The following is a 13,237-nucleotide window of genomic DNA, read 5'->3' on the forward strand; positions in this document are numbered from 1 at the left end:
AATGATTGGGACAGCAGGCTGAATTTTCAACCTTGTTCAGGCCAATTGCGCTATTTAGCGTTCAACAAAGCATCTCAACCGGCTGTTTAACACAAGGCAAAGAGGATTTCAGGTATTTGGTATAAGCTGTACGGGAATGGCATCAAGGAAATAGGGAATGAAAAAACTGTTAAACCTCGGTCGGGTGATACTGGTTCTGAGCTTGCTGGTAGGCCTGGTTGTGGTGTTTATCTGGAACGTTGACAGAGAGCGGGACAACGCCATCGCTGACAATATCAGCAAGCTCAATAGCCAGGTTAATCTGCGTGCCGAGCAGTTACAGGAATCGGTTGACGGCTATAAACGCAATACTTTGTTTCTTGCTTCCGTGCCACCCGTGCAGGGCTTGGTCAGGGCGGCGCAAAATAATGGTCTGGATATTCAGGAAGACAGTACCAGCGACAGATGGAAACGTCGTCTGACGCAGATTTTCACCGGCTTTATGCAAAGTCACCCGCTGGTCTTGCAAGTTCGTTATGTTGGTGTGGCAGATAACGGTCGGGAGTTGGTGAGGGTAAATAGAACCCCGGACGGTCTGCAAGTGGTTGGTGAATCAGAATTGCAAAGCAAGGGGCATCGCGAGTACTTTCAACACACCTTGAGATTAAAGCCTGGCCAACTTTATGTGTCTGAGATCAATCTTAATCGTGAGTTTGGCCAACTTGAGGAACCCTATCGGCCGACCCTGAGAGTTGCCACCCCGGTTTGGGACCACAACAACCAGCCTTTTGGCATGATGGTATTAAACATCGACGCCAGCAGCTTACTCACTGTGATGGCTGAAGATGTACCTTCAGGTAAAACCCTGTATCTGACCAACGCCAGGGGTGACTTTCTGCTACACCCTGACAGCGCTCGACGTTTTGCATTTGAGTTTGACCGCCCTTGGCGTTGGTCTGATGAATTCAGTGCCGGTGAAGTTGATTCCGGCCAGCAAACCGTATTTCGAGAAGGAGAAGGCTTTTTCCTGGTGCAGAAAACCATCCAGTTAGGATCAGGGGACAGTGAACAGAACGTACTTGCCAGTATGCTGTTTGCGAAAACCACAGTGAATCGTGATGCGTCGCTGGCCACGGGCAAGTTGTTTGCCGGCATGTTTGCCGGTATGGCTGTCATTGGTGGTTTTGTATTGCTCTATTGGCTTAACTTGCAACAGCGTCGGCAGTTACATCGCCAGCAAGGCCGATTGGCAGCCATTGTCACCAACAGCCAGGATGCGGTGGTCAGTGCCACTCTGGAAGGCAAGGTCACAGATTGGAACCTGGCCGCTGAACGTATTCTTGGATTTCAACGAGACGAAGTGCTCGATAAAGACTATTTGCAGTTACTTGTGCCTGAAGACAAGTTGGATGAATCCCGCCGCACTCTGGAAAAAATTAGACAAGGTAAAGTGGTATTGCCTTATGACACGGTACGCCTTCGTAAAGACGGTAGTTTGGTGGATTTGTCCGTCTCTGTTACCCCTGTGTTAGAAGAAGGTCGGGGGATTGTCGGGGTGGCGGCCATTATGCGGGATATTGGCCGACAAAAAGCCGTGGAGCGCCAGATACAAAAATTAAATGAAGAGCTGGAACAGCGGGTTGCCAGTCAGACCGCTGAAATTACCGAAATACACCGGCTACAGCAAGCCGTACTCAGCCAGGCTGGCTATGCAGTCATTGCTGCGGATCCCAAGGGTGTGATTGTGATGTTTAACCCGGCAGCGGAAAAAATGCTGGGGTATAAGGCAAAGGACATTATAGGTAAAAATACCCCGGCTATTTTTCATCTGGAAAAAGAAATTGCCGAGCGAGCCAGAACATTCTCCGCCGAACTGGGAGAGCAGATAGAACCTGGTTTCGAAGTGTTCATTTGTAAATCAAAGAAGGGGCTGGCAAATGTCCATGAATGGACCTACGTCAGGGCGGACGGCAGCCTGTTTCCTGTTCAGCTTTCTGTTACCTGTTTGTACGACGATAAAGGCAATATCACTGGGTATCTGGGGATGGCATCGGATATCAGCCAACAGGTCGCGGCGCGGGCAGAATTGCAGCATATGCAGGAGCATCTCCTTAAAGCCGTAGAGGTGGGAGAGTTGGGGGTGTGGAACTGGGATGTGGCCAGCGATAGTCTGGAATGGAACGAGCAGATGTATCGTATCTACCAATTGCCTAAGTCCCACGTTCTGAATTACAAGACCTGGCATCAGGTGTTACACGAAGATGATCGGCAAATGGCCATAGAGAGCCTGACTGAAGCATTGGCAGGCAACGGCACCTTTAATCCCGAATTTCGCATTATCCGGCCCAGCGGTGAGGTGCGTATTGTTCAGGCGTCGGCCGCCATGGAGTGGAATGACCGCGGGGAAGTGGTGCGCGTAGTGGGGATCAACCGGGATGTGACGGTACAGCGCACCTATGAACAAAAACTGCAGGCCGCCAGACTGGAGGCCGACAGTGCAAACCGTGCCAAGTCGGCATTTTTAGCCAATATGAGCCACGAAATTCGCACACCCATGAACGCGGTGTTAGGGCTGCTACAACTGCTGGGTAAAAGCCAGCTCGAAACCCGTCAACTGGATTATGTTAAGAAGGCCGAATCCGCTGGCCGTCTGCTGTTGAGTATCCTCAATGACATCTTGGATTTTTCCCGGGTGGAAGCGGGCAAGCTGGAACTGGACCCACAGCCCTGTAATCTGGATACCATGTTGGTGGAGGTTGGCGCAATTGCTTCAGCAGATATTGGCGATAAAAATCTGGAGATTCTCTTTGATATCTGCGCCGATATCCCTAAACGTGTGGTGCTGGACGGTTTGCGCTTGCAGCAGATTCTGATCAATCTGGCGGGTAACGCGGTAAAGTTCACCCAGCAGGGGGAAGTTAGATTGTCCCTCAAAATTATTGAGCGCCAGGATGAGCAGTTACAACTCGAATTTCGGGTAAAAGACACAGGTATCGGCATCGCCAAGGCACAGCTTCCACATATTTTTGACGGCTTCCGCCAGGCTGAGAACTCTACAGCAAGGCGTTTTGGTGGTTCCGGGCTGGGACTGGCCATTAGTCAGCGGCTGGTGCAGCAAATGGGCGGGCAGTTACATGTAGAAAGTGAAGCTGGCAAAGGCAGCGAGTTTTCTTTTTCCTTACCTTGTACGTTGGCCGAAGAACGCGATTTACATAATTTGCCAAAAGACCTGAAAGTGCTGGTGGTAGACGATAATGCCAGTGCCCGGGAAGTGTTATGTAAGATGGTGGCGTCTTTCGGCTGGCGGGCTGACAGTGTTTCTCAGGGCGATCAGGCCATCAGCCAAATGGCGAAAGGGGGCCATTCTGCGCCTTATGACTTATTGCTGATGGATTGGGACATGCCGGGTCTGGATGGCTGGGAAACCTGCGAATGTATCGGTGCCATGTATCCAACTGACAAGTTGCCTTTGATCATTATGGTAACAGCCCATGGCAACGAACTGACTCAGCAAAGAGGTCGAACTGACAATGGAATGATTCATGCCCATTTACACAAACCTGTGACGCCGTCCATGTTATTGGATGCTGTTGCTGATGCCATGGGGAAAACGGCCAGGCTGGGCACACAAATCACCGCCGGAGTGCCCAGACTTAAAGGTGTTAGTCTTTTGCTGGTGGAGGACAATCCAACCAATCAGCAGGTTGCAACTGAATTGCTGGAACTGGAAGGGGCCAAAATTCAGGTTGCGGGCAATGGCCAGCACGCCGTGGACATTTTGGCCGCTCGTCGGGATGATATTGATCTGGTGTTGATGGATATCCAGATGCCGGAAATGGATGGTTATACGGCGGCAAGGGAAATTCGCCAGACTCTGGTGATGACAGACCTGCCTATCGTGGCGATGACCGCCAATGCGATGGAATCGGACAGGCTAGATGCATTAAATGCCGGCATGAACGATCACATCGGCAAACCTTTTGAACTGGATAAGCTGGTTACCACCATACAGCGAAATTTAGTTCAGGGCAGTCACCAGCCTGAGTCGCAGCCGTCGCCCATTATCAACGAAACAATCAGGCTGGATAGCCAGTCAGCCATACGGCGTCTGGGCAATAGCCAGCAGATATATGCTAACGCGGCAAGAAACTTTCTGAAGGAAGCGCCTGATTTAGTGGCGCAACTTCCTTTGCAGCGTCCAACTGACAGCGCCATTGAGTCGGCTGATTTGATACACAGTCTAAAAGGCATGACGGCCATGCTGGGGGCTAATGCGTCGGCCAAGATTTGCAGTCAATTGGAGACCCTGCTGCGCAAAAATTTGGAAGGTGACTATCCGGCCTTAGTCACCAGCTTAAAGCAGCAGTTAGAGCAGTTATACCCGCTACTGGCGAAATGGGCCGATTCCGCACAAAAGCAAGGTGCAACTCAGCATCTTGAACCCGCGCAGTTATATGATGGGCTAAAAACGTTGGAAACATTGCTTGAAGGTGCCGATATTGATGCACTATCGGCTTTTGAGAGTTTGCGGGCAGAGCTGTTGATATTGTTACCCACAACGGCAAAAGACCTGGCGCAGAGTATGGAAAGCATGGACTTTCCAGCCGCCCTGGCACATTGTCAGGACGCCCTGGATAGCTTGCAAAAGCACAGCAATAAGAGTGCCGGCAACTCGCTGAGTTAATAGGGACTAATGGCAGAAAGTCTGATGGTGCGGCCGATTACCTGCTGACCGTTCACACCCCGCAAGCCAAAATGGATAACAGGATCATCGGTCTGCCAATCGATTTCAAGAAACCCATAGTTGACCTCATGGGTGAAGTCGCCCTGGCGGTGTTGATTGGGGCTGACGGCTTTCCACTTTTCGGTTAATCCTGAACTGGTAATTTCCCACAGCGGGTAATCCAGGTCCTGTTCCACCAGGGACAGCTCTCCCCAATGAGTATCACCGCTAACAATCATTACGCCGTTCAGTTTTGCTGTGCGAATTAAGCGCAGCAGTCTGTTGCGGTCGGCAGGAAAATTTGCCCAGGCCTCCCAGCCGGTAAACTCCGGCAGCAGTTGCAGACTGGAGGCAATAATGCGTATGGCGGCGGGCTTCTTCAGTTCCTGTTCCAGCCATTGCCATTGATGCTCGCCCAGCATACTGGCGCTATTTTCCTGATTTGGCTGGTAGGGGCCCATATTGGCTGGTTTGCGCTTACTTTCATACACATCCTCACTAACATGGGGAAGCGCCGCGCGGTTCCAGCGTAGATCCGGCATTATGACGCGTATTATCTGTTGGCCCTGGCCATAGGTGTAGGAGGTATAGATACCGTCTGGCTGACGTCTGCGTGGGGAATCCATCGGCTCCTGCCAGAAATCCAGCATAATACGCCGGGAGGCTTCTTTCATGGGGTACTCGCGCCCGGCATCGTTTTCGCCATAGTCATGGTCGTCCCAAATAGCGATTAGCGGCGTATTGGCGCGTAGCTGTTTAAATCCGGGATTATTGCCAAGCTGCTGATATTTGGCTGCAAGCAGGGCCATGTCTTCGGTATCACCATATATGTTGTCACCCAGGAACATAAACAGGTCGGCCTGCTCAGCATTGATGGCATTCAGTATTGGTATGGGTTTGTCCTGTTTGGCACAAGAGCCGAACAGGATCTTTATCGGCGCCCCGGCGCTTACCTGGCAACTTAGCAGTAAGGTGAAGCAGAACAGTATGGGCTTGTACATTGGTGCTCTCCGTAAACAAAAAAAGTGCGCCATCTAGGCGCACTTAAGGGGCAATACAACCGGCTTAGAAGTTTGCTGTCAGCGTCAGAGACGCGGTACGCGGTGCACCAATAAAGTAGGTGAATCCGTCGGTAGTGCCAGAACCCAGATAGCGTTTGTCCAGCAGGTTGGTTACGACAAAGGCGACATCCACAGAGGAAATCCCTTTGATACCCACATCCAGATTGTAACCCACGTTCAGATCAACCAGAGTGTAGCTGTCTACCTTGTTGCGCTGCTGCGGATTGTTCAGAATGTCCAGATAGCCACCGGTGCGACCACCAGTATATTTGGCGGACAAGCCACCACGCAGGTTACCCGAGAAGTAATCCAGGCTCAGCGACAGCATGTCTTCTACGGCATCGATGACATCAGTATCGGCAACTACCTGAACTTTGCGTTCGGTGACTGTCTGACCGTCCACTTGTTTGGTGGTTGTGGTTTCCACTGTTTCTGTGTACTCAGAACGATTCAATGTGTAAGAACCATACAGGCTCCACTGATCATCGAAGCGGTAGGTGGCACTCAGTTCCAGACCCTGTGACTCAATACCCCCTTCATTTCTAAAGGTACCATCGCCCTCATCGTAAACAATACCACCGATAGCGGCACCCGGCGGGATATTGACAATACGGTCTTCAAACTCGATATGGTAGAGGGTGGCAGACAAGTTCAGGTTGTCAGCACGGTAACGTAAGCCCAGGTCAATATTGTCAGCGGTTTCTGGATTCAGGTCTGACACATCAACACCGGCTTTCTCCATCACCTGATCGCTGATAGCAGAAAAATTCTGGCTGAAACCTGCAAAGGCTTCCAGTTCATCGGTAAGCTGATATACCCCACCCAGACTGAACAGTACATCTGAATCACTATCCAGTTTTGTGCGCGTATTGGCAAAGCGGTCATGCTTCTCGATTTCCACCATAAACTGCTGCGCGCCCAGGTTCACTGTCAGGTTGTCGAAGTTAATCGTGTCCTGGATGTACCATTTAAAGGTATCAGTAACGTAATTATTGTCGTATTGAATCCAGTAAGGGGTCTGGTCAAAATGATGATAAACCTTGGCATCAACAACTTTGTGCCAGTCGCGGGATTCATCACGATCAGACCTTTCAAACCAGAAGCCTGCCAATAGATCATGGTTGTTCAGAGTTAGCTGATATTTACCCACAGTACCAGTACGGTCCTTGGCATAATGAGTATGACGATAAGACATCACCGGAATGGCGTCATCCGGGTAGCAGGATGGATGTAAGGCTGCACCGGAATCCCAAGGCCAGCTATAGTTGGCGGTACAGCCAGCCGCCGGTGTTAATGGGTTACCTTGTTGATCGGTAAAGCCATATTGGGTGTTGGTGCCACCCTTGTTGGTCGGGTTACCATCTTTGTCTACTACGATATTCAGGTAAGGCGGGATCCAGTCACCGCGACCTTTCATCTTGTGATAGTAAGGCGTCATACTGAAGTTGCTGGTGGCCGACAGGTTGTAGTCAAAACGCAGGTAGGCAAAGGTGTTCTCGCGCAGAGTCGACCAGCCTTCGGCAAACATCTGGTCATAATGAGGAATACCAGTCCAGTTCCAGGTTAGCTGATCCCAGTCCGGGTTTTGTGCGAATTGGGCCTTACTGATGGCATTGTAGTTGTCTTCTTCCACATCATCGTAGGACAAACGGCCTGTTACACTCAGGTTGCCCCAGTCTGAGACAAACTTGGTTTCAAAGTGGCTACGCTCGGCACCGCCATTTGAGCCTTCGCCAATCCAGCGGCTGTTAGAGGTGCTTGAGTAGCTGACATAGGCATAAGTATTGTCAAAGATTTCACCACTGTCATGACGGACAAAATAGCGGCTGGCGTCGTGGTCGCCGTTGCTGTAAGCAAAGGTGGTACCCTGACGACGAGCCGGGTCGCGACTGACGAAGTTGAATGTACCGCCTAATGCGTCAAGTGACGCAGAAGAAATATCAGATGTGCCCTGTGCCACTTCAACCGTCGCCATGTTCTCGGCATCCATATAACGGTTGGGCTTTGAGCCACCACCATAAGTGGAGCCACCGTTTGGTAAACCGTCTATGGTCATACCCAATTGCTGTTGACTACCAGTACTGGCAAAGCCACGCATAGTGATGCTGGTAGACCAGTCGTCACCACCAAATGCATCGCCTTCATTAATGCTGATGCCCGGCAGGTTATCAATTACCGCCAGCACGCTGGTGGCGGGGGCCTGCTGTTGAATCATCGAGGCATCGACCAGGTTGTTGGCATAAGAAATTTTCTTACCAACCACAGATACTTCTTCTATCATGGTCTGGGCTGCATCGTCGGCGGCAACCTGAGCAGACAGGCCGCCAAGTACAGCCAGACTGATCAGGCTCAAAGATGGAGTGCGCATTATTGGTAATCCCTAATTTTGTTTGTTGAGGTTGTGCTTGAAGCGCGAAAATTATGGGAAGCCAATATGACAATTGGATTAATGTTAATTGAACGTTTAATTAAAATAAAGCTTCTGTTTAATTATTGCGCGGTTAAGCGATAGAAGTTCTTCGCCGGGATTGTCTGAACCGTTCAATCATAGGTAAGCTGAGGAAAAAACTGGCAAAAAGAACTTATGCCCAAAGTTGGAATGGAAGAAGTACGTCGGCAGCAACTGATCGACGCGACCCTGGAATCGGTCGAAAAATTTGGTTTGCAAGGCACCACCATCAGTACTATCAGCCGTCTGGCTGGTGTATCCTCCGGGATTATCAGCCACTATTTTGGTGGCAAACAGGCTTTATTGGAAGCCACGGTGCGATTTCTGCTGGAGCAGCTTAAACAGGATTTACTGGCACAGATTCATGGCCAACCCAGTCCGGTTGACCGGTTGATGATGATAGTCGAGGCGAACTTCACCCGCTTACAACGCTCAGAGCGGGCAGCCAAAACCTGGTTAGCGTTCTGGGCGCAGTCCATGCACAGTGAAGATCTGATGCGTTTACAACGTATCAACGCAGCTCGGCTGGAGGCCAATCTTAGGTATTCGTTCAGATCTTTAATCGATGCCTCTCAGGTGCGCAATGTCGCAGCCATGACGGCAGCGATGATTGACGGCTACTGGTTACGCGCCGCGCTGAGTGGCTCCGATGGACAAGCCTTCGACCTGGCACTGCATAATTGCAAGGCGTTTATCCATCTGATGCTGGAAAAGCACCAAGCCAGGAACTAGCGATGTATCTGTTGCTGGTGGGTTTGGGGCTGACCGCTGTGCTGGCTCTGGTCATGCTTTGGTTTTATGCCGACAAACCTTGCATTGGCACGCATCCGGTTGGCTTATGGAGTTTTGTGGCGATCCTCTTTACCACCAGTCTGGACATCGGACTGGTGATGTTGCCACTGACCGAATTTCCCCGTTATGCGGATACCGGCAAATTTCCACAGTACAGCCTGACTAACCCGTTGGCGATGGAGTTTGCCATGTGGGGCTGTTTGAACTGGGCCTTGTACTTTGTCAGCTCCCTGTATTTCTGTTTGCTTGAGCCACGTCTTGGATTTTTTCGTCTTGTCTGGGTTAACCGATTGAATAGCCTGGTGATTATTGGTACCTGTGCCTTTACTCTGCATTTATTTATGGTGAATTTGCCCTGGTACCTACCTGCGCTACAAGACAAACCCTATGCCCATGTCGCAGCCAATCTATTGCTGGCCGTCGTTTTGCTATGCGCCATTGTCTCCAGCCTGCATTTACGTTGGCTGACCTGGCTGAGTCGCGCCAGTTTGTGGGCGCTGCTTGGCGCTATTGTGCTGTTGTATTGGGATGCCGGGGTGCAATGGCAACAATACATGGGTTATCTTGGCGAACTGGCTGACTACTTCAGAGTTATGCCTCTGTTACTGATGCCATTGGATGATCAGCATGAGTTCTATTTGCTCTGGTGGTTCTCCTGGAGCATCATGATTGGCCAGTTTATGGCCCGTTTTCTTAACGGCATTAAGCCCTGGCGTTTGTTGCTGGTGCTATTGTTGCTGCCATCTATTCCGATTGCCTTGTGGTTTTCGCTGCTTTATCACTTTCAGGTGCAGAACCTGTCGCTCTCCACTTTGGCTGTTGCGGTGATGCTCGCCCTTGGCATCCTGTTTCTGATCAACTCCCTGGATTCGTTGATTCGTTTATACGCCGAGAACCTCAATCTGGACGCATTACGACTGGGCACTTCGCGCTACATCCTGCTGCACTTCATTTTACTAATGGTGCTGGGAATGTTGTATAACGCTCAGTGGTTGAAAATACAGTTGTTTGGCGCCCTGGTTATCTTGCTATATATACTGGGCCTGGCCTATTGGGCCAGGCACCGCAATCAGGCAACGTCTTTGTCCTTGCAACATCGGCGCAAAACCAGATAACCAGCCACGGCAGACAACAGAGAACCGGCCAAGATGCCCACCCGCTCATCAAAGGCCATTCGTACGCCGGTTTCCTCAAATGCCAGGGAGCCGATAAACAGACTCATGGTAAAACCTACGCCACATAGCAAAGCTGTACCATATAACTGCATCAGGTTGATGTCGCTGGGCAGTTTTACTAAACGCAGTTTAATTGCGGCATAACAGAAGCCAAATACGCCAATCTGCTTACCAACAAACAAGCCAAGTAACACGCCCAGGGTGACAGGGTGTGTAATGGATTCCAGCCCCATTTCGGAAAAATCGATTCCGGCATTGGCAAAGGCAAACAGTGGCAGTATCACGTACGCTACTGCCGGGTGCAGGCTGTGCTCCAGTTCCTGCACTGGCAGATAGCCGGCCTTTTTCTTGTCGTACATTGGGATGAAAAAGGCCAGTAGCACTCCTGCCAATGTGGCGTGTACACCGGACTTGAGCATGGCTATCCAAAGTACCACACCAATAAGCACGTAAGACGCAATTTCAGTGATATTACGTTTGTTCATCCACCACAACACAAACAGGCAAAGTCCTGCAACTATAAGAGGACCGGTGGATATATGATTGGTGTAGAACAGGGCAATGATCAGAATGGCACCAATGTCGTCGATAATTGCCAGTGAGACTAAAAATACCTTCAAACTGGTCGGAATACGGCTGCCAAGAAGGGCCAGCACTCCCAGTGCAAAGGCAATATCCGTTGCGGCCGGTATCGCCCAGCCTGACAAGGCATGACTGTCACCAATAGTGAAAAACACGTAGATGGCGGCCGGTATTACCATTCCACCAACAGCGCCAATGGCCGGCAACATAATGTTGTCGGGTTTAGACAACTGACCAGAGCGGATCTCCCGTTTAAGTTCCAGTCCAACCAAAAAGAAGAAGATGGCCATAAAGCCGTCGTTGATCCACAGTAGCAGCGGTTTGGCAATCTCCAGTTTACCCACCTGCACGGCCACCGGAATATTCAGAAAAGAGTTGTACAATCCAGAGAGCGGCGAGTTAGCCACAATCAGGGCCAGAGCGGCGGCAATCATCAATAAGATTCCGCTGGCCGACTCTAGCTTGAAAAAGTCTTTCAGTGCACTCATGGGGCGTGACTCCTTTACTCGTTATAGGGGGCTGGTCTGCGTCCCAATACCATTGTCAGCTATTCATGCTCAGGCTGCCAGTAAAAGCGCTTAAGTTCAGATGACAGCGACTATATTTATGACTTAACCGGTTGATTTTCAAGTAGTCATAACCATGCTTTTCGATAAACCGACCCGTGCGGCAAGACCAGTTGCGGTAAGCCATCCTCGACACTTTGGCTGGACGGCAGATTAATGTACAATCGCGCATCTGTTGTACCAGGGGAATTGTAAGCAGTCTCTCTGGTTTGCATTTTTGCCGATATTTGAGGAGCTACAATGCCTAAAGTTGCCATTGTGATGGGTTCACAGTCTGATTGGCCCACCATGCAGCAGGCTGCCCTGATGTTGAAAGAACTTGGGGTTGAGTACAGCGCCAGGGTGGTGTCTGCACATCGTACCCCGGATCTTTTGAGTGAGTTTGCCCATACAGCGGCCGATAATGGGATAGAAGTGATTATTGCCGGGGCTGGTGGCGCTGCTCATTTGCCAGGTATGATCGCCGCCCACACACACCTGCCTGTGCTGGGTGTACCGGTTAAATCCAAAGCCCTTAGTGGCGTGGACTCCTTGTATTCGATAGTGCAAATGCCTAAAGGCGTGGCCGTAGGCACTTTGGCAATAGGTGAAGCCGGAGCGGCGAATGCCGGTTTGCTGGCTGCTCAGATTCTGGGGATCAGCGATAAAAGTCTGGCCGACCGTATTAAGGCATTTCGTCAGGCCCAAACCAATAAAGTCCTGGCTAACCAGGAATTGGAGCTGCCTGAATGAAGGTACTGATCTTCGGGGCCGGGCAATTAGCCAGAATGATGTATCTGGCCGGTGCCCCACTGGGCATTGATGTGCAGGCGGTGGATGTCAGTAATGAAGACGTGGTAAATCCTGTTACTAAGGACAAACTACCGCTGTCTCTTGCTGAGGCCCTGGACGCTGCCGATGCCATATCGGTGGAGTTTGAACATATTCCTGAGACATTGCTGGAACAGGCACGCTTGACCGGTAAATTGTTGCCTGGAAAGGAAGCCATTTTAACCGGTGCTGACCGGGTCAGGGAAAAACGTTTACTCGAACGTCTTGCCATACCCAATTGTGCCCATCGTATTGTTGATAATGTCGAGCAATTAGACCAGGCGGTGGATGCACTGGGGGATAAACTTATCCTCAAGGCCAGTCGCGATGGATACGATGGTTATGGTCAGTGGCGTTTGGCTGAGCGTGAAGACTTGCCCGCACTGAAGCAGACCCTGGCTGCACTGGATTTGAAAAAGGTGCCGTTGGTGGTTGAACAGATGCAGCAGTTTGAACGTGAACTGTCGCTGGTGGGCATGCGCAGTAAAGACGGCCAGCTAAAGTTCTATCCATTGGCTGAAAATCTGCATCACCAGGGGCAATTACATGTGTCACTGGCTCCTGCACCTGATTGCAGTGACGCCCTAACCGGGCAGGCACAGGATATCTTTAGCCGCTTGGCAGAAGGCTTAGACTACGTTGGTGTGCTGGCTGTAGAGTTTTTTCAGGTGGGCGACCAACTGCTGGTCAATGAAATCGCGCCCAGGGTACATAATTCAGGGCACTGGAGCATGCAGGGTGCTGATACCTGTCAGTTTGAAAATCATCTGCGTGCCGTGTGCGGTTTGCCTTTGGGTGATACGCAAGCCAGAGGAGCTAATGTCATGATCAATGTGATTGGCTACGATGGTCTGGATCTGGAATTGTTGAAAGTACCTGGCAGCCATTTGCATTGGTACGGCAAGAGCGTCAGAGCAAAACGCAAGATGGCGCATATCAATCTCAGTGCCGGAAATTATAAGCAGTTAGGTGAGGCCATGTTGGCGTTGGCTGACTATCTGCCGGCCAGCCATTTTCCTCATGTTCTGGGGGAAGGAAAAAAATTACAAGCACGCTGACCAAGGGCCAACTGGCCCTTGGTGTTCTTATCTGGGTGCCCT

8 protein-coding genes are annotated in these 13,237 nt (G+C 50.7%); 5 read left to right on the plus strand and 3 right to left on the minus strand.

The genetic code is table 11. The features are described 5' to 3' along the window. The first annotated feature begins 157 nt into the window (after nt 1-157). Complete coding sequence (locus tag CSR04_RS22725; RefSeq protein ID WP_102798642.1) at nt 158-4,663, plus strand: PAS domain S-box protein; 4,506 nt, start codon at nt 158-160, stop codon at nt 4,661-4,663. Here CSR04_RS22725 and CSR04_RS22730 read toward each other — a convergent pair. Next, entirely contained in the window at nt 4,660-5,703 is a 1,044-nt protein-coding gene (locus CSR04_RS22730) for an alkaline phosphatase D family protein (RefSeq protein WP_102798643.1), read from the minus strand. The two genes, CSR04_RS22725 and CSR04_RS22730, sit on opposite strands and share 4 nt — an antisense overlap. A 64-nt stretch (nt 5,704-5,767) precedes the next feature. Beyond that, nucleotides 5,768-8,131 carry a TonB-dependent receptor domain-containing protein gene (locus tag CSR04_RS22735; protein ID WP_102798644.1) on the minus strand — a complete coding sequence of 788 codons (2,364 nt, stop codon included), beginning with the start codon at nt 8,129-8,131 and terminating at the stop codon, nt 5,768-5,770. Nucleotides 8,132-8,347: 216 nt separating this feature from the next. On the opposite strand from CSR04_RS22735, the gene betI reads away from it, so the two are divergent. Both betI and CSR04_RS22745 read left to right on the plus strand, forming a co-directional pair. Next, nucleotides 8,348-8,944, plus strand: coding sequence for a transcriptional regulator BetI (betI, locus tag CSR04_RS22740; protein ID WP_102798645.1), 597 nt, complete (start codon nt 8,348-8,350; stop codon nt 8,942-8,944). A gap of 2 nt (nt 8,945-8,946) precedes the next feature. After that, entirely contained in the window at nt 8,947-10,119 is a 1,173-nt protein-coding gene (locus tag CSR04_RS22745; protein ID WP_102798646.1) for a BCCT family transporter, read from the plus strand. Here CSR04_RS22745 and nhaA read toward each other — a convergent pair. After that, the gene (nhaA, locus tag CSR04_RS22750) at nt 10,074-11,249 is read right to left on the minus strand and encodes a Na+/H+ antiporter NhaA (protein ID WP_102798647.1); all 1,176 of its coding nucleotides are present in this window, start codon (nt 11,247-11,249) and stop codon (nt 10,074-10,076) included. The two genes, CSR04_RS22745 and nhaA, sit on opposite strands and share 46 nt — an antisense overlap. A 318-nt stretch (nt 11,250-11,567) precedes the next feature. Between nhaA and purE the strand changes: the two genes are divergently transcribed. Together purE and CSR04_RS22760 are read left to right on the plus strand one after the other, a co-directional pair. Next, nucleotides 11,568-12,059: a 5-(carboxyamino)imidazole ribonucleotide mutase gene (purE, locus tag CSR04_RS22755; RefSeq protein ID WP_102798648.1), complete on the plus strand. Its 492-nt coding sequence runs from the start codon at nt 11,568-11,570 to the stop codon at nt 12,057-12,059. Continuing rightward, nucleotides 12,056-13,195 (plus strand): 5-(carboxyamino)imidazole ribonucleotide synthase, encoded by a 1,140-nt coding sequence (locus CSR04_RS22760; protein ID WP_102798649.1) that lies wholly within the window; start codon nt 12,056-12,058, stop codon nt 13,193-13,195. Before purE ends, CSR04_RS22760 begins: the two co-directional genes overlap by 4 nt. Nucleotides 13,196-13,237 lie beyond the last annotated feature (42 nt).

The sequence above is a fragment of the Bowmanella denitrificans genome, assembly GCF_002887595.1.
In the GTDB taxonomy this organism is placed as follows: domain Bacteria; phylum Pseudomonadota; class Gammaproteobacteria; order Enterobacterales; family Alteromonadaceae; genus Bowmanella; species Bowmanella denitrificans.